Origin of the sequence: Georgenia daeguensis, from assembly GCF_039537705.1 — a bacterium.
Classification (GTDB): domain Bacteria; phylum Actinomycetota; class Actinomycetes; order Actinomycetales; family Actinomycetaceae; genus Georgenia; species Georgenia daeguensis.
Genome location: NZ_BAABBA010000002.1, coordinates 241,788 through 265,096, shown reverse-complemented (window position 1 = coordinate 265,096; position 23,309 = coordinate 241,788). Strand labels below are relative to the sequence as shown.

Here is a 23,309-nt window from a genome sequence, read left to right as displayed (position 1 = left end):
ACCGTTCGTCCCGTAGGCTCGCCGCGTGCCCGATCCCTTCGTCCCCGACCGCTCCCCGGGGGCCCGCGAGGCCACGCGCCGCGCGGGTGAGCCCGAGGCGTACACGGGGCACGACCGCGAGCGGTGGTGGAGCGAGGCCCCCAAGAACCCCCGCAGGACGGCGTTCGAGCGCGACCGCGCCCGCGTGCTCCACTCCTCGGCGCTGCGTCGTCTCGGCGCCAAGACGCAGGTGCTCGGCCCCTCGAGCGACGACTTCGTCCGCACCCGCCTGACCCACTCGCTCGAGGTGGCGCAGGTGGGTCGCGAGCTCGGCAAGGTGCTCGGCTGCGACCCGGACGTCGTCGACACCGCCTGCCTCTCCCACGACCTCGGGCACCCGCCGTTCGGCCACAACGGCGAGCGCGCCCTGCACGAGGTGGCCGCCGGCATCGGCGGCTTCGAGGGCAACGCCCAGACCCTCCGGCTGCTCTCCCGCCTCGAGCCGAAGGTCTTCGCCGACGACGGAACCGGCGTGGGCCTCAACCTCACGCGAGCCAGCCTGGACGCCGCCACCAAGTACCCCTGGCAGGCCGGGGACGGGCCACGACGGCCCGACGGCTCCACCACCCGAAAGTTCGGCGTCTACCCCGACGACGAGCCGGTCTTCACGTGGCTGCGGCAGGGGGCGCCCGAGCGGCACCGGTGCCTCGAGGCGCAGGTGATGGACCTCGCCGACGACATCTCCTACTCGGTGCACGACGTCGAGGACGCCATCGTGGGGGGCCGGGTCGACCTGGCCGGCCTGCGCACCGCGGGGGAGCAGGACCGGGTGGTGGCCCAGGTGCGGGACTGGTACGACCCGCCGGTGGGCGACGACATGCTGGGCGCCGCCCTCGAGCGGCTGATCAGCCACCCCATCTGGGTGCAGTCCTACGACGGCTCCCGGCGCGACCTGGCCCGGCTCAAGGACCTGACCAGCCAGCTCATCGGGCGGTTCTGCGCCGCCGCCGAGGACGCCACCCGCGAGCGGTACGGCCCCGGCCCGCTCACCCGGTACGACGCCGACCTGATCGTGCCGGACGAGACGCTCGCCGAGATCGTCGTCCTCAAGGGCGTCGCGGCGCTGTACGTGATGGCGCCGCGCGAGCACGAGCCGCTGTACCTGGCGCAGCGCACGGTGCTGTTCGACCTCGTCGACGTGCTCGCCGAGAGCGGCCCGCAGCACCTCGAGTCCCCGTTCGCGGCCGACTGGCGCGAGGCGGGCGACGACGCCGCCCGGCTTCGCGTGGTCATCGACCAGGTCGCCTCGCTCACGGACACCTCCGCGCAGCAGTGGCACGCCCGGCTCTGCGGCATGCTCTCCTCGGTGTACTAGAGCCGGCCGTCCACAGGCACCGGGCCGTGCGCGGACCTCCCCGGGGCGCGGACCGGGAACCGGACGCCGGGTGCCTACACTGGCGTCATGGCAGGCCTGATCCGGCGCGAGGACATCGCGGCAGTTCGCGAACGTGCTCGGATCGACGAGGTCGTCGGCACCTACGTGACCCTCAAGCCCGCCGGTGTCGGCTCGATGAAGGGCCTGTGCCCGTTACACGACGAGCGCACACCCTCCTTCCACGTGCGGCCCCAGCTGGGGCTGTGGCACTGCTTCGGCTGCGACGAGGGCGGCGACGTCATCTCCTTCGTCCAGAAGATCGACCACCTGCCGTTCGCGGAGGCCGTGGAGCACCTCGCCGCCAAGGTGGGCGTCCAGCTGCGCTACGAGGACGGGGACGGCCACGCCCGCCCTCGCGAGGAGCCCGGGCGCCGGCAGCGACTCATCGAGGCGCACCGCGTGGCCGAGGAGTACTTCGCCGGGCAGCTCGACTCGCCCGGCGCCGCCCCCGCGCGGCAGTTCCTCGCCGAGCGCGGCTTCGACCGGCAGGCCGCCGCGACGTTCGGCGTCGGGTACGCCCCGCAGGGGTGGGACAACATGCTCCGGCACCTGCGCGGCCGCGGGTTCACCGAGGCCGAGCTCACCGCCTCCGGCCTCGTCTCCCAGGGCAACCGGGGGGTCTACGACCGCTTCCGCGGCCGCCTCGTCTGGCCCATCCGGGACATCACCGGCGAGACGGTCGGCTTCGGCGCCCGCCGGCTGCTCGAGGAGGACCAGGGCCCGAAGTACCTCAACACCCCCGAGACCGCCATCTACAAGAAGTCCCACGTCCTCTACGGCCTCGACCTCGCCAAGCGGGCCATCGCCAAGGAGCGCAAGGTCGTCGTCGTCGAGGGGTACACCGACGTCATGGCCGCCCACCTGGCGGGGGTGGGCACCGCCGTCGCCACGTGCGGGACCGCGTTCGGGACTGACCACATCCGCATCGTGCGCCGGCTGCTCGGCGACTCCGTCGACTCCGCCACAGGGGTCATCTTCTCCTCCGGCGCCACCTACGGCGGCGAGGTCATCTTCACCTTCGACGGCGACTCCGCCGGGCAGAAGGCCGCCCTGCGCGCCTTCGAGGAGGACCAGCGCTTCGCGTCCCAGACCTTCGTGGCCGTCGGGCCCGACGGGCTGGACCCGTGCGACCTGCGGCTCCAGCGCGGCGACGCCGCGGTGCGCGACCTCGTCGCGGCCCGTCAGCCGCTGTTCGCGTTCGCCATCCGCTCCGTGCTCGCCCAGCTGGACCTGGCCACGGCGGAGGGCCGGGTCGCCGCCCTGCGCGCCGCGGCCCCGGTGGTCGCCGGGATCCGGGACCGGGCGCTGCGCTCGGAGTACGCCCGCTCGCTGGCCGGCTGGCTGGGCATGGACGAGGTGGCGGTGCGCCGGGCGGTGCAGGCGGCGGAACGCTCGGGCCGGGGCGGGCCGGGCGGGGACGAGCCGTCCGGGCGTGCGGGCGACGGCCGGTCCGGATGGACCAGACCCGAGGGCGGCGGCAGGCCCGACGGCGGGAGCCGGTTCGAGGGCGGTGGCCGGTACGGCGGCGGCAGGTTCGACGGCGGCCCTGCCGCGCAGGCAGGCGGCCGTCCCGACGGCGGCGGCCCGCGGGCCTTCCGTGAGGATCCGGTGGCCCAGCTCGAGCGTCAGGTCCTCGAGGTGGTCCTGCAGCTCCCGCAGCACGCCCTGGGTGCCGGCTTCGACGCGCTGGCGCCGGACACCTTCACCGTGCCCGCCTACCGCGGCGTCCACGACGCGATCCGCGCCGCGGGCGGGACGACGGCCTACGGCCAGGAGGTCGAACGGCTCACCGCCCAGGGCGCGGGCGGGGACGTGGCCGGGCACGCCGCGGCCCGGTGGGCCGAGCAGGTCCGCGAGAACGCGGTCGGGCCGGTGGCGGGCGTCATCACCGAGCTCGCCGTCGCGCCGCTGCCGGAGGACCGGCCGGAGTCGCTGGCCGGGTACGCCCAGGGGGTGCTCGTCGCCCTCATCCGCATGGGCCTGACCCGGGAGATCGCCGACGTCAAGGGCAGGCTGCAGCGCACCGACCCCGCGGACCCGGGCTACGGGCAGATCTTCGCCGACCTCATGGAGCTGGAGAACCGGCGCCGCTCGCTCAGCCGCGAGTGAGGGCCGCGCGGCACCGGTGAGACGGGGGGCCGATCGCCCCTGGGAGGCGCGAGCGCCGCGCTACCGTGATCGGCACGCTCAGTCGCGCCCTCAGCGAGGAGACACCGCATGGCCACGGCACTCGAGGAACCCGCACGGCGCCCGCCCGCGGCCGGCGGCGCCGCGGTCGAGGCGCTCGACGCGCTGGAGGCGGCCGGCGTCGCCCTCGCGGTGCTGCGCGGAGCGCCCGGACGGCCCGGCGGCGACGTCGACGTGCTGGTCGCGCCGGCCGACGAACAGCGGGCCCGGCGGCTCCTGGCCCGGCACGGGTGGCTGGCCGCCCCGGCGGCGGGGCACGGCACGCACCGGTTCTACGTCCGCTACGACGAGGCGTCAGGAACCTGGCACGAGCTGGACGTCGTCACCCGCCTCGATCTCGGCCCCTCCCAGGCCTACCGCACCGAGCTCGCCGGGCCGTGCCTCGCACGGCGTGAGCGCACCGGGGACGGTCCGGCCCGCCTGCACCCCCAGGACGACTTCTGGCTGCGGTTCCTCCACCTGGCCCTCAAGGGTCCAGAGGCGGCGCCGCGGCTCGGGGCCCCGCCGCCCGGTCCTCCGGAGGGGCCGGCGGCGCGGCACGTCGCCCGGCTGCTGCCCGGCGGCGAGGACGGGCTCGAGACCGTCCTGGAGGCCAGCCGGCAGGTGGACTGGGAACGGGTGCGCACGGCGCAGCGCGAGCTGCGCTCGGCGTGGCGTCGGGCGGAGGGACCGGCGGTGGCCGCGCGGCACGCGGTGAGCTGGGTGAGGCGACGCACCGCCCCCGCGCCCGGGGTGTCGCTCGCGCTGCTCGGGCTGGACGGCGCCGGCAAGTCCACCGTGGCCGCGCGCCTGCTCGCGGACGTTCCGTGGCCCACCGTGTCGCTGTACCTGGGGGTCTGGCGCGAGTCCGCCGCCGACCACGCGCTGCGCCACGTCCTCGGCGCCCGGCTCCTCCTGCGCCTGGGCCGGCTGACCACGACCGCGCTGCGCGCGCGCTACCACCGTGCCCTGGGACGCGTCGTGCTCCTGGACCGGCACGTGATCGACGCCGTGCTCCCGTCGCCCGATCTGGACTGGAAGGGCCGGGTGACGGCCGCCCTGGTCCTGCGCACCGCGCCCGACCCCGACCGGCTCGTCTTCCTCGACGCGCCCGCCGAGGTGGTGTTCGCGAGAAAGGGTGAGCTCACGCCGGACGAGCTCGAGCGTCGCCGGGCGTACTACCGCTCGCTCGACGGGCGGTTCCCCCAGCTCGTCACGGTCGACGCCACCCAGCCTCTCGAGCAGGTGGTCCGGGAGGTCAACGCCCTGCTCTGGTCGGACCTGCAGCGGCTGGTCGGCCACGAGCGGCGATGAGGTGCCCCGGGTGGTGACGGCCGCCGGGACCGGCGGGCAGGTCCGCGGGTCGAGCGTCCTCCTCGTCGGCCAGGTGCTCGCCCTCGCGGTCGGCTTCCTCGTGCAGGTGCTCACCGTCAGGAACCTGACGAAGGAGGACTACGGCGCGTTCGCGTGGGCGCTGTCCGTGGTGCTGCTGGCGCAGTCGCTCCTGCCCCTGGGGCTCGACCGCGCCAACGCCCGCTTCCTGGCGCTCTACGACGAGCGCCGCGACTACCCGCGGCTCTTCGGGTTCATGGCGGTGGAGGCGGTCGTCATCCTCGGCCTCGGGACCGCCGCGGTGGCTGCGACGTGGGCGCTGACGGGACCGATCGGCGCCGTCGCCCCGTCGCAGCAGGCGGTGGCGCTGCTCGCCGTGCTCATCGTCCTGGCGCCGGTGCAGGCGGTCGACATCGTCGTCGTCGAGATGTTCGCCGTCTTCGCCTCGCCCTGGTCCGTCTTCCTGCGGCGCTACGTTCTCGAGCCGCTGCTGCGGCTGGCCGTGGTGGTGCTCCTGGTGACGGGCGACCGCGGCCCCACCTTCCTCGCCGCAGGCTACGTCGCGGCGGCCGCCGTCGGGCTCGCGCTCTACCTCGTCCTGCTGCGCCGGATGTTCCGCCGCATCGGCCTGGCCTCTCACTTCCGACCCCGCGAGCTGGTCCTGCCGTGGCGCGAGGTCGCCGGCTTCTGCGGCCCGATGCTGCTCACGACGCTGGTCGCCGTGGCCACCACCGAGCTCGCCGCCGTGGTGCTCGGGCAGAGCGCCGGCCCCGAAGAGGTCGCGACCTTCCGCGCCGTCCAGCCCTTCGCGGCGCTGAACCTGGTGGCCCTCTACGCGTTCACCACCCTGTTCACGCCGGCGCTGTCCCGGCTCGCGGCCCGGCGGGCGGGGGAGGAGATGGCGGGCCTGTACTGGCAGTCCGCGCTCTGGGTCGCCGTGCTGACGTTCCCGGTCGTGGCGGTGACGACGGCGTTCGCCGGCCCGTTCATCGCCTTCGTCCTCGGGGAGCGGTACGCCACCTCGGCGAGCGTGCTCGTCATCCTCTCGGCCGGCTACTACCTCAACGCCGCCCTCGGCTTCAACGGCCTCACCGTGCAGATCCTCGGCAGGAGCCGGTGGGTCCTGCTCACGAGCGTGGTCACCCTGGTGTGCGCCGGGATCGCGGTAGCCGTCCTCGCCCCGCGGTACGAGGCGGTCGGCGCGGCGGTGGCGGTGCTCCTGACCCTCGTGGTGCACAACGTGCTCAAGCAGGCGGGCCTCGCGGGACTGGGTATCGGCGTGTGGAACCGGCAGCACGCCACGGTGCTCGCCTCCCTGTTCGCGGTCGTGCTCGCGCTGGCCGCGCTGGGCGCGCTGCTCGACCTCAGCCTGTGGGTGGCGCTGCCGCTGGTGGCTCTCGTCTGGCTGGTGGTGCTCCGGCAGACCCGTGGCGTCCTCCGCCTCGCCGACGCGTTCCCGGAGGTCCGCAAGGTGCCCGTCCTGCGCAGGCTGCTCGGATGAGCGGCGACGCCCCGATGACCGGCCTGGCGCCGCTCATGCTCTGGCCGACGGCGGACTGGCGGTTCCTCCTGCCCGAGCCGGTCGACCGTGTCGGGTTCGTCGGGCCGCCCGCTCCCGGGGAGATCGAGGTGCTGCTCGAGGCCGGCGTCCGGGTCGTGAGTCTGACGGGCGCCGCGCTCGGCCCCGGGCGCGGGCCGTCCGACGGTCCGGGTGCGGCGGGTGACGCGGCCGGGTCGTCCGGGCCGGCGGTGCCCGGCTCCTGCGGGCAGGCGGCGGCCGCGTCGTCCGACCTGGACGTGGTGGTGGTGTCCGAGGACCGGGCCGACGCCCTGGACCTCGCGGCGGCTGCCCTGCGGCCCGACGGCTGGATCCTCCTGCGTGTGGGGCGGGGCGCCCACGACCCGGCCTGGCCATCGCTGCGGGCGCGGGCCGGCGCCGGTACGCTCGCCGGACCCGTTGCGCGTCCGCTCGCCGGTCTGCTCGCCGTCACGCGCGGCGCGGCCGGCACCTGGACGCGGCGGGCACGGGCCGCGGGGCTGGAGGTGGCAGCCTGCTACTGGCACGCGCCCGACGCGCGCCGGTGCTCCTACGTCGTGGCGCTGGACGGGCGCACCGCCGTCGACGCCGTGCTGCGCCGTCACCAGGGTGTCCGGTTCGGGGCCGCGAAGTCGCTGGTGGCACGGGCGCTGAACCGGACGGGGCTCGCGCACCTCCTCGCCCGGCACGTCACCATCGTCACCCGGGCCGGTGACGGGACTCCCGCGCGACGGCGCCCCCCACCGGACGGGGTGCGCAGCGGGCCCTCCGTCCTGCCCGAAGCCGTCGAGGCGCGCCTCGGCGGCGCCGCGAGGTTCCTCGTCACACCGTGGTTCGAGGCCTCGCGCCACGTCGTGTGCCTCTACCTCGACCCCGCCACCGCCGTCCCGGTCGCCGTGGCGAAGCTCCCGCGGCGACCGTGGGACGTGGGCGGGATCCGCCACGAGGCAGGCGTGCTGCGCGACCTCGCACGGCGGACCGACGCCCTGGCCGGACGCGCCCCGGCGGTGCGGGACCTCGTGCTCGAGGGGCGCCCGTACCTGCTGGAGTCGGCCGTGGTGGGTGCGGCCGTCGGGCCCGAGGCGGTCCGCTCGACACCCCGCGAGACGATCGAGCAGGCGCTCGGGCTGCTCGCCGCCATGCCGACCACCGGCACGACCGGCCAGGACCCCACGTGGTTCGCCCGCCTCGTCGAGCAGCCGCTGACCGACGTCGCCGCCAACGTCGCGCTCGCGGGCGTCCCGCGCCTGGTGGACGAGACTCTCGCGCACCTCGAGGCGCTGCGTGGAGCCGACCTGCCCCTGGTCTTCGAGCACGGCGACCTCGGCCACCCCAACCTCGTGCTCGGCGCGCACGGCCTCGGTGCCGTCGACTGGGAGCGCGCGGAGCCGTACGGGCTCCCGGGCCACGACCTGTGCTTCTTCCTCCAGTACGCGGCGGAGTCGCTGCACGGCACGTTCGAACGGCCAGGCCAGCTACGCGCGTTCGACGACGCGTTCACCGGCCCCCGGGCGTGGGCCCGTCCGTGGCTGCAGCGCTACGCCCGTGAGCGCGGGCTGGACGACTCGTGGTGGCCGGCGCTGATCCTGGCGACCTGGGCACGCTCCTCGGCCGGACTGCTGCGCAGGCTCGGGCCGGGAGGACCGCGGTCGCCGGAGGCGTCGACGCCGGTCTCGGACGGCGGGCTGGCGGCGGCGTTCGAGGCGGACCGCGACCTGGCGCTGTGGCGGCACGCCGTCGACCGGTTCGGGCGGCTGCTCACCTGAGCGGAGCGCGCCCCGTCGCCGGTCTGCTCGCCCGGTGCCTCCGGGCCTGCACCGCAGTCGCCGCGAGGGCGGCAAGCGTGAGGGCGAGGAGCGCGACGTCCGTGTCCCACGCCCGGGCGAAGCTCATCGCGGTGCTCACCAGAACACCGATCGCGAGGCTGAGGGGCACCGCGACGACGAGCTCGGACAGAACGTCGTCGAACCGTACGAAGCCGGTCACCGCGAGACCCGGGCCCAGGACGAGGAAGACGAGCACGGCGACCGGCCGTGCGGGCCCCCCGGCTCCCGCCGCGGCCAGGACGTCCGCCAGGGCCCCGGCCACGAGGGCGGCCGCGACGACGAACCGGCGGTCCCGTCGCAGCACGTCCACCACTCGGCCGATCACGGCTCCACCACCCTCTGGAGCCGGTAGATGCGTGCGTCCGGCCCCGAGTACACGACCTCGAAGAGCGGGGACGAGGCCAGGACGGCCTCGAGCGAGTCGACCTGCTCCGGCGTCGCCAGCCGGTACAGGTCCGCGTAGTCGGCCTGGCTCGAGCTCAGGACGAAGTAGGCGTCCGCCTCGGGCACGTCGCGGACCTCCATGGAGAAGCGGGTGTACGCCTCCAGGATCCGCACCAGGCGTGGCACGTCCGCGGCCGTGAAGGTGTGGTTGCGGTACCGGGGCTCCTCGACCAGCAGGCTGTTGGTCTGGAACCGGCCGTAGTTGCCCTCCAGCCGGGAGGGGAAGTTGCCCACCATCAGCATCATGAGGGAGGCGTCGGGCACGTTGTCGTAGAACCAGGTGGACGCGGCGACCTCGTCGGCGCGTATCCGGTTGACCTTCTCCAGGCCGTAGCCGGCCACCACCAGGCCGCAGGCCAGGACCAGGAGCAGGAGCGGTGTCACGACCGCGCGCCCCCAGGCCGTGACCCCGGCGACGCTGCGCGTCGAAAGGGCGGCGAGCGCGACCCCCGCGAGCAGCGCGACCCACGGCAGGGAGAAGAGGTAGACACGGAAGAGCATCTCGCCGCCGTAGGACACGGCGACGATGAAGACCAGCGGCGCCAGCGCGAGGCCGACCACCGTCCAGTCCCGGTGCCCCGCGCGGAGACGGAGCACCAGGCCCACGGTGCCCAGCAGCCAGACAAGACCGCTGAGCACGCGGGAGACGATCGCGACCCGCACCTGCCCGGGGGCGGTCGTCAGGTCCGAGAGCCCCTCACTGATGGCCTCGTCCGGACGCTGTCCCACGTCGCCGACCAGGCCGGAGTTGGCCAGGAGGAAATCGCCCGCGACGAGCCCGAACCACGCCACCACCATCGCCGCCATGACGAGCGGCAACCACCAGGGCCGCCGCCTCGCGACCACGACGACGACCACGACCGCCGCGAGGATGAGCAGCGGGCTGAGCTGGTGGGAGGCCACGACGGCCCCGAAGAGGATGAGCAGGACCGCGACCACGAGACGGGCGCGTCCGTCCCACACCCGCGCCGGGGGGCGTGCCGGCGGCTGCGGCGTGCGGTCGGCGCCGGGCAGCCGTGCGGCGAGGCCGCTCAGGCCGTCGCCGAGCCTGCCCGTCCGCCGGTGCAGGGCGGGTCCGGCACGGGCGGGGAGGTAAGCGAGGGCGAGGGCGACGATCGCGAGGTATAGCGCGAAGCCCAGCGCCTGCGGCGCCAGGTAGTCCTGGCCGACCCAGCTGCCGCAGAGGAATACCCACACCGCCATCCACCGGGCGGCGCCGTCGCCCACCAGGCACCGGTAGGCCGCCAGCAGCAGGAACACCCAGAGCAGGTTGAAGAACACCGGGGCCCAGGCCGCGTAGCCGACGGAGCTGGGGAGGCCGGAGGCCTCCCGGAACAGCGCGTTGAGGAGGAAGAAGCCGGGCCAGTTGTTGTAGGCGTCGATCGTGCGATCCACCGTGCCGTACCGGCTGACCAGGTCCACCACGCCGAGGTGCTTGTAGACGTAGGCGAAGCGCGGGACGTCGTAGACGACGGGCACCGTGCCGTGCAGGACGAGCACGAGCAGGCCGACATGGACGGCGTGCCAGCCGGTGCCAGCCCGGCGGCGCACGCACACGAAGAAGCTCACGCTGAGCAGCGCGAGCGCGATGAAGAACGTCACCGGGAGCACGGACACGAGACCCGTGTCTGCGATGGCGTCGACGTCGATCCGACCGATCGAGACGTACCAGAGCATCAGGACTGCCGCGCACAGGCCACCGAGGACCGCACGAAGGAGCAGTCGTCGGGAGGCGGGGCTCGGCGGCTGGGTGCCGGGTTGCGGGGGAGGTGCCCCCTTCTCGGCAAGCAGTTCGAACGTCACAGGCTCCGCGCCCTTCCGTACGGCGAGCGTGCGGACCGCGCCGGGCCGGCCGCGTGCCTGCCCGGCGCGCGACCGTGCCCGCCGCAGCCAGCGGCAGAGATCCAGTATCGGTCCTCCGGTGCGGCCTGCACGGGGATTCGCGCAGCGGATCGGTGCCGGAAACCCCGGTCGTGCCGGAGACGGATTCGTAGACTCGGACGACCGGGCGGCGCCCGGCGAGGCGCCGGGCCGATCTTGCCGCGGCCGCGCCTGACCGGGGCGCACCGCCGACGGAGGTGACATGGAAGAGCTCGACTGGGTCCCCGTCCGGGTGGGGGAGATCGACATCCTTGCGACCGCACAGATGCCGCAGCCTGTGGAGGGCCCCGGGCCCGTCCTGGTCCTGGTCCGCGTGCACAGCCGGCCGGTGGACGTCGTCAGCCTCGACCTCGGCCCGGGGGAGACCGTGGAGGACCACCGGGGCCGGCTGCTGGCGCGCCACGCCGAGGCGGTGGCCCGGCACGTGGCCCGGTTCGGCTGCGACGGGCCGTCCCCGGACGGCGAGCCGTCGTGCGTGCGGCAGCGGCGGGAGCGGCTCTCCGCCGCGCCGCCGGTCTCCGTCGTCGTCGCGACGCACGACCGGCCCGACCTGCTGCGCCGGTGCCTCGACTCCCTGCTGGACCAGGACCACCCGGCGCTGGAGATCGTCGTCGTCGACAACGCCAGGTCGACGGACGCCACGGAGCGGATGGTCGCCGCCGAGTTCGCCGGCCGGTCCGTGCGGTACGTCCGGGAGGACGTCGCCGGGCTCGCCCGCGCCCACAACGCCGGCCTGGCGCACGTCTCCGGGAGCGTCGTCGCGATCACCGACGACGACGTCGTCGCGGACCGTTACTGGACCGCGGCGCTGTGCGAGGCGTTCGCCGACGAGGGCGCGGGCTGCGTCACCGGCCTCATCCTTCCCGCGGAGCTGAGGACCCGCGCGCAGTCCTGGGTCGAGCAGTACGGGGGGTTCGCGCGCGGCTTCGAGCGCCGCGTCTACTCCCTGGACCGGCCGCCGGCGGGAGACCCGCTCTTCCCGTTCTCGCCGGGGCGTCTGGGCTCGGGCGCGAACATGGCTTTCGACCGCGCACTGCTCGAGCGGGTCGGGGGTTTCGACCCGGCGCTCGGGGCGGGGACGAAGGCCCGCGGCGGGGACGACCTCGCAGCATTCACCCGGACGCTCCTCGAGGGCGAGACGCTGGTCTACCAGCCCGACGCCGTCGTCCATCACCACCACCACAGCGACTACGCGGCGCTGCGGCGGATGGCCCAGGGGTACGGCGTCGGCCTGGGGGCCTACCTCGCTTCCATGATCGCGGCACACCCGGGGGTCGCGGCAGACCTCCTGCGGCGGGTGCCTGCCGGGGTCCTGCACCTCATCAGCCCGCGGTCCGAGAAGAACCGCAACATCCGCGCGGACTACCCGCGCCAGCTCGTCCGCGACGAGCGGCTCGGTCTCCTGCGTGGGCCCGTCAGCTACGTGGCGAGCCGCCGGAGTGTCTCCGCGGCCGATCGGGCGGCCCGGGCGTGAGCACCGACGGGTCAGCACCTCCCGTCCCCGTCCTGCTCTACCACGGGGTCGGCGAGGACACCTCGGGACCCCTCGGGCCCTACACGCTGCCGCTGCCTATGTTTCGCGACCACATGTCCTGGATCGCGGACCAGGGGTACACCACCCTGACGGTCAGGCAGCTCACCGAGCTGCGGGCCGGGCGGCGCACCCTGCCGCCGCGTCCCCTGGTGATCACGTTCGACGACGGCCTCGCAGACTTCTTCGACCACGCGCTGCCGGTGCTCCGGTCGTTCGGGCACGCAAGCACGATGTTCGTCACCACCGCCGCGACGTGGTCGACGGCGCCCCGCACCCTGGGGGGACGCCTCGCCATGTCCGCGAACCAGATCGCCGAGGCGGCCGCCGCAGGTGTGGAGATGGGCGGCCACGGGCACGAGCACTCTCAGCTGGACCTCCTGCCCGCCGCGCGGGTCCGCGCCGAGCTTCACCGGTGCAGGGACCGCCTCGAGCAGATCGTCGGGACCGCGGTGGTCTCCTTCGCCTACCCGCACGGCTACCACCGGGCCACCACCCGGCGCCTCGTGCGCGAGGCCGGCTTCACCTCGGCGTGCGCCGTGCGCAACAGGATCAGCCACCTCGACGATGATCTCTTCGCCCTCGCGCGGATCATGCTGACGTCCGGGCAGGGTGTGAGCTTCCTGGAGCGGGGGCTCGGCGGCGCTCTGCCGCGGGCCGGGCGGGGCGGACGCGTGCGTGCGGCCGCCTGGCGGGCGGCCCGGCTCGTCCGGACGCGTGGACGTCCTGAGGTGCGGGTCGAGCGCCTCTAGCCGCTACGGCCGCTTGCCGTCCCCCGTGACGACCACGTTCATCCCGGCCGCGGTCACGCCTTCGCCCCCCACGCTGCTGGTCGCGTTGTGCCGGGCGATGCCGATGATCTGGCAGTCCCGCGAGCCGGCTCCCACGAAGAAGCCGTGACGTTGGCTGGCGGTCCCGCCCTCACGCCTGTCGAAGGACTGGCACCCGACGATCTGGACCGCCTCGCTGAACGGCAGGTGAAAGCCGTCGAAGCGGTTGTTGACCTCGCTGTCCGGGCCGGGGTGCGCCTCGGGCCGGCTGTTGGAGTCGGCGTGGCAGCCGGTCAGGGTGTTCGGGCCGGTCGAGACGAGGAACCCGTGCCGGGCGTTGTCCTGCGCCTCGCACGCAGTGAGGAGGTTCCGCACGCCGTCGACGTTGAACCCGTTGCGGCGGGAGTACCAGCTCTTGCAGTCCGAGAATCGGTTGTTCGCTCCCACGACCCGAAAACCGTCGCCGGAGGCGGCGCCGGACTCCGACTGCACCACGAGGGCGTCGTAGGCCTCCACGAGGAAACCCTCGGCCGGGTGGGTGCCGCCCGCCCCGTACACCCGGACGCGGCTCACGATGCCCGAGCGGTTGGTCCCACCGGTGAGGTGGACGCCGACGGACGCGGTGTCGACCACGTGGACGTCGTCGACGACGAAGGTCGGGTCGGGACCGCCGGGCCGGTCGTTCGGGTAGCTGTCGAGCTCGTACAGCAGGCCCTTGCAGGTGGCCTCGTCCTTGTTGCCGTCGACGGTCAGGTGCCGCAGGGCGGTGCGGTGGGTGACGCCGTCGGCGAGCTCGACGACGGCCCCGGGCGTGCCGCCCCGGCCGTCGGGCCACGTGCCGGTCGCCCGGAGCACCGTGGCCCGTCCGGAGCCCACCAGGGCGACGAGGCTGCGTAGGCGGACCGCGCCCGAGATCGCGAACCGCCCGGGGGAGAGCAGGACGGTTCCCCCCGCGCTGCCGCAGGAGGTGATCGCGTCGTTGATCTCCTCCTGATCGTCCTTGCCGTCACAGCGGTAGTCGGCGATCTTGCGCACGGCGTCGGACGCGTCCGACGCGGCCACGAGAGGGATCGGGGCGCGGGGCCCGCCGCTGGCGGACGCGGCGGTGTACTGCGTCGCCACCGCGGATCCTCCGACCCCCGCCACGCCCGCGGCGAGGGCGACGACGACGTCCCGGCGGGTGAGCCGTCCGCGTCGCCGACCGGCGGGGGCGGGGACGGCGGCGTCAGGGGGAGGAGTCTGCGCCCCGTCGCGGTTCACCGCAGATCCCCCGACAGGGCCCCGGGAAGCCCGCCTGCCGCGGCCGGGTCGCGCAGGACCGGAACGGGCTCGACCGCGCTGCCTGCCTGGGCGGACCCGGCGGTCCGGCCGCGCAGGAGATCCACCCGGCTGCGCAGGTAGGCGAGCGGCCCGTAGAGGTACCCGGCGCGCTCGAGCCAGCGGAGCTGAGCGGGGTACTGGCCAACGCCGGCCTCCGACCCGCCGCGGTGGGAGGCCAGCAGGGCCGCCGGCAGGATGCGCGGCACCCGCCGGGCGAGGTCCACGGCCACCCGCCGGTCCGCGAGCGCCCACTTCGTGAGCAGGGCGGTGAACCCGGCCGAGTAGGTGAAGACCTGCCAGTACAGGTCGGCGAAGTCGGCCCGGTGCTCGTGACGGACCGTTGCCGCGGGCTCGTAGGCGATGCGGTCGCCGCTCAGCACGACCGCGAGGAAGAGGTCGAGGTCCTCTGCCCCGAAGACGGCCGTACCCGGACCAATCGTGACGTCGAAGCCGCCGCGGGCGAGGAAGTCCTCACGGCGGAAGGCCACGTTGTTCGACGCGCCGAACACGCCCGCCGTGTACGGGTACAGGAGGGTGTCCCCACGGTGCTCGTCGCGGTCGTAGAGCCGCGGCCGCAGCCCGAGGCCCATCCCTCCGTACGCCTCGAAGGCCTGCGCCGCCGGCGTCTCCAGGGACCCGGCGAGCGTCAGACCGGTCACGCAGACGATGCTCGGGTCGTCCGCGAACCCGGCGACGAGGGCGGCCACCCACAGCTCGTCCACGAGGGCGTCGTCGTCGGTGAAGGCGACGATCTCGCCCCGGGCCAGCCGGGCTCCCACGTTGCGCGCGTGCGAGGCGCCTGCGCGGTCCAGCCGCACGTAGCGCACACGGGCGTCATTGCCGAACCGCTCGTGGACGGTGGCCCGCGTCGAGTCATCTGCCGGGGCGTTGTCCACCACCAGGACCTCGAGGTCGGGATACCGCACGGCCAGCACGGAGTCCAGGCAGGTGGCGAGCAGGCCCGCCCTGTTCCGGGTGGGGATCACCACGGAGACAGCGGGCCGCGGCGTGGTCGGCAGGAGCGCCTCGAGGCACCGGTGCCGCGCCGCGCCGGCGGGGGGTTCCTGCCCTGGCCGGTCGATCCCGTCGCGCCTCAGGTGGTCCTCGAGCACGCCGTCGCCGCGGTCGAGCACCCGCTGCTCGACGTCCCTGGTGGTCACAGGACCGTCTCCCAGGTCGAGGTCGATCTCGGCGACGGGCTGACCGTGGAGGCGTGCGAGGACGCGGGCGTCGGTCCAGCCGTCCGCGTCGAGGACGACCCGCGGCGCGGAGAGCTCGACGTCGGCCACCCGCGTCCGCCGCCGAGCGGCAGGTGCGGGGGGCGGGACGCTGAGGACCAGGCGCCGCAGCAATGCGTCACGGTGTGTCAACACATCTCCCTGGACGTGCGAGCGGGGCCTGAGCATAACGTCGGCGGGCGCTCGAGCGGTGCCGCTTGGACCGGCGCCGTCTCCGCCGGTTCGGCCGGCCGGTCCAGCGGGACGGGCGACGGCGGTCGCTCCCGTCGGCCGGGCCGAAGGGGCACGGGACGGGACGGGGCTGGGCTAGATTCGAAGCCCCCGGGCCGACGGCGCCCGGACCAGCCGCCGGCCGCGCCCGGACGCGCGAGGACGCGCGCGGCCATCCCGAGAGTCAGGTCAGCATGCCGGTGGACATCGTCCGTCCCGACGAGCTCGCGGACGCCGACGTCGCGAGGTGGACGGCGGTGCAGGCGAGCAGCCCCGCCCTCGACAGCCCGTTCTTGAGCCCGCAGTTCGCGGCAGCGGTGGCCAGGGTGCGCGACCGGACGCGGGTCGCGGTGCTGACCGACTCGGCGGGCGAGGTCGGGTACCTGCCGTTCGAGCGAGCCCGGCTCGGCCGCGGCGCGGCTCTGGCGAAGGGACTGTCCGACGTCCAGGGGCTCGTCGCGCGCGAGACGCTCGACGTCGACCTGGCCTCGGTCATGCGCGCGGGCGGGCTGCGCGTGCTCGAGTTCGACCACCTCCTCGCGGCCCAGGAGCCCTGGCTGCGGACCGGGCACGCGCGGTACGTCAGGGAGGTCTCGCCCGCCCTGGACCTCTCCGGCGGCTACGAGGCCTACGTCCGCGACAAGCAGTCGTCGTCGAAGTCGCTCTTCCAGACGAACGCGCGCAAGCGCCGGAAGCTGGCGCGCGAGCACGGCGACGTCCGGCTGGTCTTCGACGTCCGGGACCATGCCCTGCTCGACCAGGTGCTGACCTGGAAGTCCGACCAGTACCGCAGGACGGGACGGAGGGACCGATTTGCCGACCCCGCCAACCGGGTCCTCGTGCACGACCTGCTCGACGTGCGCGACCCCGACTTCGGTGCGCCCCTCACGGTCCTCTACGCGGGCGATGCCGTGGTGGCGGCCCACCTGGGCCTGCAGTCCCGCCGGACCGTGGCGTGGTGGTTCCCTGTCTACGACCCGCGGTTCGGGCCCTACTCGCCCGGGCTCCTGCTCTGCCTGGAGCTGGCGGAGGCGATGGCCGAGCACGGCGCGGACGTCCTGGACCTCGGGAAGGGCGACGAGCCGTACAAGGACCGGCTGAGCAACGCCGGGATCGCCCTCGTGAGCGGGGCGGTCGCGCGCGACCGTGTGAGCCACGCGGCGCACACGGCCCGGCACTGGCCGGCGGAGCGGCTGACGGCCGTGGTGCTCGGGTCCGCCCGGCTGCGGAGGCTCGCCCGGAAGGCCCTCATCCGGGCGGGCAGCGTCCGCGAACGGATCGCCGCCCGCCCGGGGGACAGCCGGTAGCCACGGCCTCACGACGGCGGTGCAGGCCGCAGGGCGGTCATCCATCCGGCGATCGAGCGTCCCTGGTTGATGGTCCAGGTCTGTGCGCCGCTGGAGCCGGCCGCAGGGGCGAGCGACTGGGCGTGCTCCGCCGTCTTCCCCCCGCCGCTCTCCCACGCCTCCGTCCAGCCCGCCGGGGGCGTGGTGGCCGGGGTGGCGCCGTCCGCGCCGATCCCTCCGACGAGCATCGCGCCGGCGACGGTGGTGGTCACGGCGGGGACCGTGACGGACTTCGCCGAGGTCGAGTGGTTCACCGCCGTCGCGACGGTGGTGTCGAGCGGGTGCGAGGTGTCCACGCCCGTGTAGCGGCTCATGCCGCCACCCCACTTCTGCGACGTGGACAACGTCCAGGTCCAGCTCGCGACGGCGTCGTCCGCGGCGGTGACCACCCGGTAGTAGGCGACCACCGTGCTGCTGTTCGACGGTCTGAGCGCCGAGGGGAGGATCGGCGTCCATCCTGCCGGGACGGTCACCCCCGGCAGATTGTCGGCGGTGAAGCCCGCCACGAGGACGTCCCCTGCGCTCGTGCCCGTCGGCTTCGACAGCGTGACCGACTGGGTCGCGCTGCTCTGGGCCTTGAAGGTCGAGCCGCCGAAGGCGATTTCGTCGTTGCCGGTGGGGGGCGCCGCCTCCACGGTGACGGTCTCGTTCCCGGACGCGCTCTGCCCGCTGGCCGTGGTCACGGTCAGGGTGACCGTGTACACGCCGGGCTCCTGGTAGGTGTGGCGCGGGTTCTGGGCCGTCGACGTCGCCCCGTCGCCGAAGTCCCAGGCGAAGGAGGTGGGGGCGCCGGTCGAGCTGTCCGTGAACTGCACGTCCAGCGGTGCGGTGCCGCTGCTCGGGGTGGCCGTGAACCGCACGGTGGGGCTGGTCCCGCCGAGCGGGACGTCGGCGTGCCAGTAGCGGCTCGTGGAGTCGTTGCCCGCGAGCACGACGAGCCCGGTGGTGGAGGTGACGTTCTGCTTCGTCCCCGTCGCGTCGTTCATGTTGGGCGAGTCCGCGTCACGGATGACGGGCGTGCCGCGTCCGGCCGGGAAGGACACCTGGTCGAGCGGGGATGACTTGACGTAGATGCTCCCTGCTGCGCCGGAGAACGGGCACCCGCTGTCGGTCGGGGCCGTCGCGAAGACGTGGAGCATGCGGCTGGTCGAGTCGATGGCGAGCATCGGCCGGGTGTGGCAGTCGGCGACGGTCCCGTAGACGTGGCGCTCCCAGTTCCCGCTGCCGGTGTTGAGGGCGAGGACCTCGACCTGCGACGCGGTCGGGCCGTCGTCGTCGTGACCGGTCTTGACGACGGCGAACAGGTGACCGAGGTCGTCTCCCTCGAGCTGGCGGAGATTGATGTGGTCGTCGGCGAAGCGCGGGTCGGAGGCCGCCACCCTGGTGGTCCACGTGGCACGGTCGTCGCCGTCGCGGTGCGTCGCGACGTAGACGGTGGACCGTGTCTGGTTGCTCCACATCAGGCCGACCCGGTTGTTGCCGAATGCGGCGAGCGCGGAGATGTCGTCCGCGCTGAGGTTGTTCGCGTCGGCGTCCGGGAGCGTGAACGGCGTGCCCCAGACGCTGTCGGACGTCGTGGTCGAGTTGACGTAGACCTTCTGGGCCTGGGTCCAGGTGGCCCACAGCGTGCCCTGGGAGTCGCGGTCGAGCGTGAGGGACTCGCTGGAGACGTTGTTGATGGGGACCGGGAACCCGGGATCGAGCGTGTAGGTCTTCGTGCCGGAGGCGTAGGAGAAGCGGTACAGCCGTGCGGGCTGTCCGGTGGTGTTCGCCGTCGACGAGCTCGCCCGGACGGCCGAGGCCACGTACAGCTTGCCGCCCGACCAGAGGACGTCGGCGCGGGTGCCCGGGCGGTCGTCGAGCCGGGTACCGGTGTCCACCCACGTCTGTGCGGACCGGTCGAGCCGGAAGATGTGGAACGTCCTGCTCGTGGTGTCGAACATGTCGGCCCACCACGTGCCGTCGTTGAACCAGAGCTTGGACTGCGGCTTGTCGGCAGTGGGTGCACCCCCGGAGCCGTTGTACGCCGGACCCTGGTACCCGATGTCGCCCGTGTCGGCGATGGCCGGCGGCGCCGCTGCGAGCGCCCACAGCAGGAGAGCGGCGAGCAGGGCAGCGAGGGCGTTGCGCGGACGCGACCCGACCGTGCGAGTCGCTCCGGCTCGGGTGTCGGCCTTGGCTCTCATGATGCTCCCTCGGTGGAGGCGGTGATGACGGTGCGGGGGTGCAAGCTTCCCCGCGTGTACCCGGCGGCAGCGCTCGCGAGCCCGGCGGCCATCGCCGCGACCCGCGCCAGGCGGTGCACATCCCGACGTCCCCGCACTGCGGCGAGCTCCCGGACGACGCCGGAGGTCAGCGTGCGTCCGACGTACCCGCGTTCGCTCTGGAGGGCCGCGTCGGCGCCGGTCAGACGGGCCACCCGGGCCTTGGAGACGCCCTCCGACCAGCAGCGGCTCAGGAGGTATCGCACGTTGGTGCGCGACGCCGGCACGTGATGCTCGACGACGGCAGACGGGTCGTGCAGGATGCGGCCTTCGGGCCAGCGGCGGCGCGCGCGGATCGAGAGCTCGGTCTCCTCACAGCCCACGGGCAGCGCGCCGACGCGGCCCACCGTGACGTCGAAGCCGCCCACCGTCTCGAAGACGGTCCTGCGGAAGGACATCGCCGCACCGATGGGGTTGCGCACCTCGGCCAGCGACGTCGGCTGACCGCGGTAGGAGCACCCGACGACCCAGTCGAACTCCGCCGGGTACCAGGCCGGGCGTCCCAGCGCCCAGCGGGCCCTGACCTGCCCGCCCACCGCGAGCACGCCCGGGTCGTCGTAGTGCCGCACCATTCGTTCGAGCCAGTCGGGCGCGGCCTCCGCGTCGTCGTCGAGGAAGGCCACGACGTCTCCGGCGGAGGCGGACACGCCGGTGTTCCGCGCGCCGGAGAGCCCCTTGGCACCGGCGTTGTGCAGGACGACGACATCGGGGAGAGCGGCACGTGCCCGGCGCAGGAGCGAGTCGTTGTGGTCGACGACGAGGATGATCTCCTCAGCGGGGCGGGTCTGGGATGTCAAGGATTTGACGGCGCGCTGCGTCAAGGGCCACCGCTCGTCCTTGTACGCGCAGACCACCGCGGACACGGCGAGGTGCTCGGGAGGCGCTCCGGGCTGCGCCCCGGTCCGCTCCGTCATGGCCTCGCGGGCTCGTCGGCGGGGACGACTGTCTTGACGGCCAGGGTGACAGACGTCGTCACCTCCGTCTGGGTCGTCACCTCGGTCTGTGTCGCCACCACCGCGAGCGTGACCTCGGCCTCCGAGCTCCGGCGCCGGTGGAGGGAGTCCACGACCAACGGAGGACGCCGGCGAAGGCGCTCGCGGGCGAGGGTGCGGAACACCCGCCCGCCGTCCCTGAACGTGTTGAGGTTGGAGACCCCGTTCCGGCGCTGGAGCTCCATGCTCGGCACCTCGGCGATGCGCAGGCGAGCCTTGACCGCGTGGAGAATCAGCTCCGTCTCGATCTCGAAGCCGTGGGCCGTGAGCTGGAGCAGGGGAAGGACGTCCCGCCGGAACGCCACGAAGCCGTAGCACAGGTCGCTGAACGGGACGGCGAACATGGTGTTCACCGCGGTGACGAGGCAACGATTCCCCCAGCTTCGCAGCCGGGTGATGTCCGTCGAGCCGGCCTCGGGGAGGTACCTCGAGCCCTTCACGAACTGGTAGCCGTCGGCGAGCGCGGTGACGAAGTCGTCGATCTCGCCCGGGTGCATGCTCCCGTCCGCGTCCATCATGACGATGTAGTCGCCCGTCGCGGCGTCGAAGCCGGTGCGCAACGCCATGCCCTTGCCACGCCCGCGCTGCTGGACCACGCGGATGTCGGGACGGCACCGGCGTGCGACGGCGACCGTCTCGTCCGTGGAGTAACCGTCGACGAGGATCACCTCGTGCACGGAGGCGGGGATCCGCTCGAGCACCCAGGGCAGGTTCTCCGCCTCGTTGAGCGCGGGAATGATCAGCGTGACGGAGGCAGGCGGCGCGGCGCGATTGGCGGCGGGGGAGTTGTCGGGCGCGACGAGCAGTGCCGTCTCCAGCGGGTGGGAGTCAGCGATCGCGGCGAGGGTGCCCTCGTACGTCTCCTTCGGGAGGGGCTTCAGCGACTGGGATCGGCGGTGGTCGGGTCGGACCGTGGGGGAGGAACTCACGGGACGGAACCCCTTTCCTGACGTCGGGTCGGCGAGGCCGACTCGTTCTCCTGTCCGCCGCCACCGCCGTTCGGGCGGTGCAGGCCCCGGCGCCTGCGCGGGCCTCGGCCACGTCCCGGCGCTCGCGGCGTCAGGTTCGTGGAGAGGCGCGCCCGGGGAGCAGGTGACTGGCGGACTGGTCGGATGTTCAGTTGGTCGCACCGTCTCCAGGGTGGGAAGGCACTCCCGGTGCGTCGTCGTCCTGTTCGTTCTTCTGGAGATCGACCAAGTAGACAGGAGGCCTGGGTGGAAACACCGCGCACCTTCTGGATGAACGGCTCATTTCTGCCAGCCCTCACCCTGGGGGTGACCAGAAGCGGACGACCAGCGCCCAACGCGGCGGCTGGCAGCACGTGGACGCCGACCCGCCAACGAAACAAGGCCCGGAACCTCTTGGGGTTCCGGGCCTTTTCTGCTCCCGCGACTGGACTCGAACCAGTAACCGTCCGATTAACAGTCGGATGCTCTGCCAATTGAGCTACGCGGGATCGCGAGATGAGACTTTAGCAAAGAACCGAGGGCGCTCCTGACCACGGGAGGGCGGTGCTCATGTGGGAAGGCCCACAGCTGCGCGTGCCCGGCGCTCCAGGTCGTCGATCAGCTGGCGCTCGGCGTCGTCCCCCCGTAACGGCCCCTGCGCGGTCAGCTGCGAGAGGAGACCGCCGGACTCGTCGCGGCGGATGCTGACACGGACGAACGCGCCGCCGGGGGTGTCCATGCTCTCCGTGTGCACCACGGAGGACTGGACCCGCTCGCGCAGCACCGAGGTGAAGTGATCGACCTCGTCACTGGTGGGGCGAAGCACGAGCGGCACGGTGGCGCCGTCCACCCACGTCACCGTGAACTCGCGGGCCTCGCCGTCCCACCGGCCGTGCTCGACCGTGTGCCACGGGTACCGGCCGCTGACGCCGGCGGCCTCGGCCAGCACGAGCGCCCGCGTCGTCACGACCGCCCACCTGCCGTCGGTGAGCTCCGCCCAGGCGAGCGGGTCGTCGGAACGGTCCAGGCGGGTGCTGACCTCGCGGGGCAGCTTGGCGGGGCGGCGGCCAAGAATCATGATGGACACGGTAACCGTCCGTACACCGGTACGCTGGACGGCGTCGTGGCGCCGGACCGCCACGCGCGCCCCTGTAGCTCAGCCGGTCAGAGCAGCGGACTCATAATCCGTCGGTCGCGGGTTCAAGCCCCGCCGGGGGCACCCTAGTCAGGACAACGGTTTGGCCCGGTATCTCGCCGAAAGGTCGGGGTCCGGGCCTTACCTATGTCCGTTGGCTGACGTTGGCTGTATCGGGTCGTTTTCGGGCCTCGTGCGGACTATCTGCGGACCGAGCGCGGACCGCTCGAGGGGCACCACAGCGGCCTAATCCCGCGCGTCTGAGGACAAGCGAGAGGCCCCGCCGGTTCCCGCCTGCGGGGCCTCTCTGTGAGGGTCTCGGGGTTTCCAGGCCCGGGACCCTCTGCCAACCTCCCCGCACCCGGCGATGAGGTACCGGGCGGGGGTTGGTTAGCGCCTGCCGTTCCCGTCGGCAGGGGTCTACGTGTTGCCTAGTCGAGGTCCTCGACGTAGGCGGCGCGGGCGGCGGTGCGCTCGGCGTGCGTGGTCTCGCGGCGGCGGTTGACGACGTCGGCGAGCACGTCGCTGAACACGGTCTGGAGGTCGGCGATACCGCCTCCGTAGAGGTGGGTGCCGAGGTCGACGTCGTCCTCGATGCCGAGGCGGCGGGCGGCGTCGCGCACGGTGCGGGCCTTGTCGGCGGCGTCGGTGCGCTCGGTTGCGTAGTCGATGAGGGCGGCGAAGAACGGCGTAGCGAGCGCCGCGTCGGTCAGGCGGGCGCGGGCCTCGGCGAGCTCGTCGCTCACGCGCTGCGCGTCCCACGTGTCGACCGTCGCACGGTCGTACTCGTCCAGGCGGGCGCGGCGCTTGCGGGTCTCCTCCGCCTCGATCGCGGCGAGGTCGGCGGCGGCTGCCTCGGCGGCGGCCTGGGCCTTGGCGGCGCGGGCGGCGGCCTCGGCCTTGCGGGTGAAGATGCTCATGATGGTGTCTCGCTTTCGGTTGGTGGTGCGGGGACG

At 73.8% G+C, this 23,309-nt stretch carries 17 protein-coding genes and 2 tRNA genes; 9 read left to right on the top strand and 10 right to left on the bottom strand.

The features are described from left to right. The first annotated feature begins 25 nt into the window (after positions 1-25). From ABD774_RS02925 to ABD774_RS02905, 5 genes are all read left to right on the top strand, one after another. Positions 26-1,354, top strand: a complete 1,329-nt coding sequence (locus ABD774_RS02925) for a deoxyguanosinetriphosphate triphosphohydrolase (protein ID WP_345037444.1) — start codon at positions 26-28, stop codon at positions 1,352-1,354. An 87-nt stretch (positions 1,355-1,441) separates the two neighbouring features. Next, positions 1,442-3,523, top strand: a complete 2,082-nt coding sequence (dnaG, locus tag ABD774_RS02920; protein WP_345037442.1) for a DNA primase — start codon at positions 1,442-1,444, stop codon at positions 3,521-3,523. Between the two features lie 108 nt (positions 3,524-3,631). Next, positions 3,632-4,894 carry a hypothetical protein gene (locus ABD774_RS02915; RefSeq protein WP_345037440.1) on the top strand — a complete coding sequence of 421 codons (1,263 nt, stop codon included), beginning with the start codon at positions 3,632-3,634 and terminating at the stop codon, positions 4,892-4,894. Between the two features lie 10 nt (positions 4,895-4,904). After that, positions 4,905-6,413, top strand: a complete 1,509-nt coding sequence (locus ABD774_RS02910; RefSeq protein WP_345037437.1) for an oligosaccharide flippase family protein — start codon at positions 4,905-4,907, stop codon at positions 6,411-6,413. Beyond that, positions 6,410-8,215, top strand: a complete 1,806-nt coding sequence (locus ABD774_RS02905) for an aminoglycoside phosphotransferase family protein (RefSeq protein ID WP_345037435.1) — start codon at positions 6,410-6,412, stop codon at positions 8,213-8,215. Before ABD774_RS02910 ends, ABD774_RS02905 begins: the two co-directional genes overlap by 4 nt. Here the strand turns inward: ABD774_RS02905 and ABD774_RS02900 are convergent. Further along, positions 8,208-8,600 carry a hypothetical protein gene (locus tag ABD774_RS02900; protein WP_345037433.1) on the bottom strand — a complete coding sequence of 131 codons (393 nt, stop codon included), beginning with the start codon at positions 8,598-8,600 and terminating at the stop codon, positions 8,208-8,210. The genes ABD774_RS02905 and ABD774_RS02900 overlap by 8 nt on opposite strands. Beyond that, positions 8,597-10,522 (bottom strand): hypothetical protein, encoded by a 1,926-nt coding sequence (locus tag ABD774_RS02895; protein ID WP_345037431.1) that lies wholly within the window; start codon positions 10,520-10,522, stop codon positions 8,597-8,599. Before ABD774_RS02895 ends, ABD774_RS02900 begins: the two co-directional genes overlap by 4 nt. Positions 10,523-10,802: 280 nt before the next feature. On the opposite strand from ABD774_RS02895, the gene ABD774_RS02890 reads away from it, so the two are divergent. Beyond that, on the top strand, positions 10,803-12,074 hold the full coding sequence (locus tag ABD774_RS02890; RefSeq protein ID WP_345037429.1) for a glycosyltransferase family 2 protein: 1,272 nt from the start codon (positions 10,803-10,805) through the stop codon (positions 12,072-12,074). Continuing rightward, a complete protein-coding gene (locus tag ABD774_RS02885; protein WP_345037426.1) occupies positions 12,071-12,883 on the top strand; it encodes a polysaccharide deacetylase family protein in 813 nt (270 codons plus the stop codon). The genes ABD774_RS02890 and ABD774_RS02885 overlap by 4 nt, the downstream gene beginning before the upstream one ends. Positions 12,884-12,886: 3 nt before the next feature. On the opposite strand, the gene ABD774_RS02880 is transcribed toward ABD774_RS02885, so the two are convergent. Together ABD774_RS02880 and ABD774_RS02875 are read right to left on the bottom strand one after the other, a co-directional pair. Beyond that, entirely contained in the window at positions 12,887-14,161 is a 1,275-nt protein-coding gene (locus ABD774_RS02880; RefSeq protein ID WP_345037424.1) for a pectate lyase family protein, read from the bottom strand. After that, positions 14,158-15,591: a glycosyltransferase family 2 protein gene (locus tag ABD774_RS02875; RefSeq protein ID WP_345037422.1), complete on the bottom strand. Its 1,434-nt coding sequence runs from the start codon at positions 15,589-15,591 to the stop codon at positions 14,158-14,160. The genes ABD774_RS02880 and ABD774_RS02875 overlap by 4 nt, the downstream gene beginning before the upstream one ends. 272 nt (positions 15,592-15,863) lie before the next feature. Between ABD774_RS02875 and ABD774_RS02870 the strand changes: the two genes are divergently transcribed. After that, the gene (locus tag ABD774_RS02870; RefSeq protein ID WP_345037420.1) at positions 15,864-16,976 is read left to right on the top strand and encodes a GNAT family N-acetyltransferase; all 1,113 of its coding nucleotides are present in this window, start codon (positions 15,864-15,866) and stop codon (positions 16,974-16,976) included. A gap of 8 nt (positions 16,977-16,984) precedes the next feature. On the opposite strand, the gene ABD774_RS02865 is transcribed toward ABD774_RS02870, so the two are convergent. From ABD774_RS02865 to ABD774_RS02845, 5 genes are all read right to left on the bottom strand, one after another. Then, complete coding sequence (locus tag ABD774_RS02865) at positions 16,985-19,201, bottom strand: PKD domain-containing protein (protein ID WP_345037417.1); 2,217 nt, start codon at positions 19,199-19,201, stop codon at positions 16,985-16,987. Beyond that, entirely contained in the window at positions 19,198-20,193 is a 996-nt protein-coding gene (locus ABD774_RS02860; protein WP_345037415.1) for a glycosyltransferase family 2 protein, read from the bottom strand. Before ABD774_RS02860 ends, ABD774_RS02865 begins: the two co-directional genes overlap by 4 nt. Next, a complete protein-coding gene (locus tag ABD774_RS02855; protein ID WP_345037413.1) occupies positions 20,190-21,200 on the bottom strand; it encodes a glycosyltransferase family 2 protein in 1,011 nt (336 codons plus the stop codon). Before ABD774_RS02855 ends, ABD774_RS02860 begins: the two co-directional genes overlap by 4 nt. A gap of 454 nt (positions 21,201-21,654) precedes the next feature. Further along, a tRNA-Asn gene (locus ABD774_RS02850) sits at positions 21,655-21,727 on the bottom strand. Positions 21,728-21,786: 59 nt separating this feature from the next. Beyond that, positions 21,787-22,296 carry a hypothetical protein gene (locus tag ABD774_RS02845; protein ID WP_345037411.1) on the bottom strand — a complete coding sequence of 170 codons (510 nt, stop codon included), beginning with the start codon at positions 22,294-22,296 and terminating at the stop codon, positions 21,787-21,789. A 67-nt stretch (positions 22,297-22,363) separates the two neighbouring features. On the opposite strand from ABD774_RS02845, the gene ABD774_RS02840 reads away from it, so the two are divergent. Next, positions 22,364-22,437: transfer RNA gene (locus tag ABD774_RS02840), tRNA-Ile, on the top strand. A gap of 347 nt (positions 22,438-22,784) precedes the next feature. Here the strand turns inward: ABD774_RS02840 and ABD774_RS02835 are convergent. Further along, on the bottom strand, positions 22,785-23,273 hold the full coding sequence (locus ABD774_RS02835; protein ID WP_345037408.1) for a hypothetical protein: 489 nt from the start codon (positions 23,271-23,273) through the stop codon (positions 22,785-22,787). Positions 23,274-23,309: the final 36 nt, after the last annotated feature.

What these genes read in the sequence shown, in the direction of transcription:
- ABD774_RS02835 (WP_345037408.1), bottom strand. Translation starts at nt 23,273, where the DNA reads ATGAGCATCTTCACCCGCAAGGCCGAGGCCGCCGCCCGCGCCGCCAAG.
- ABD774_RS02870 (WP_345037420.1), top strand. Translation starts at nt 15,864, where the DNA reads ATGCCGGTGGACATCGTCCGTCCCGACGAGCTCGCGGACGCCGACGTC.
- ABD774_RS02915 (WP_345037440.1), top strand. Translation starts at nt 3,632, where the DNA reads ATGGCCACGGCACTCGAGGAACCCGCACGGCGCCCGCCCGCGGCCGGC.
- ABD774_RS02865 (WP_345037417.1), bottom strand. Translation starts at nt 19,201, where the DNA reads ATGAGAGCCAAGGCCGACACCCGAGCCGGAGCGACTCGCACGGTCGGG.
- dnaG (WP_345037442.1), top strand. Translation starts at nt 1,442, where the DNA reads ATGGCAGGCCTGATCCGGCGCGAGGACATCGCGGCAGTTCGCGAACGT.
- ABD774_RS02845 (WP_345037411.1), bottom strand. Translation starts at nt 22,296, where the DNA reads ATGATTCTTGGCCGCCGCCCCGCCAAGCTGCCCCGCGAGGTCAGCACC.
- ABD774_RS02890 (WP_345037429.1), top strand. Translation starts at nt 10,803, where the DNA reads ATGGAAGAGCTCGACTGGGTCCCCGTCCGGGTGGGGGAGATCGACATC.
- ABD774_RS02905 (WP_345037435.1), top strand. Translation starts at nt 6,410, where the DNA reads ATGAGCGGCGACGCCCCGATGACCGGCCTGGCGCCGCTCATGCTCTGG.
- ABD774_RS02860 (WP_345037415.1), bottom strand. Translation starts at nt 20,193, where the DNA reads ATGACGGAGCGGACCGGGGCGCAGCCCGGAGCGCCTCCCGAGCACCTC.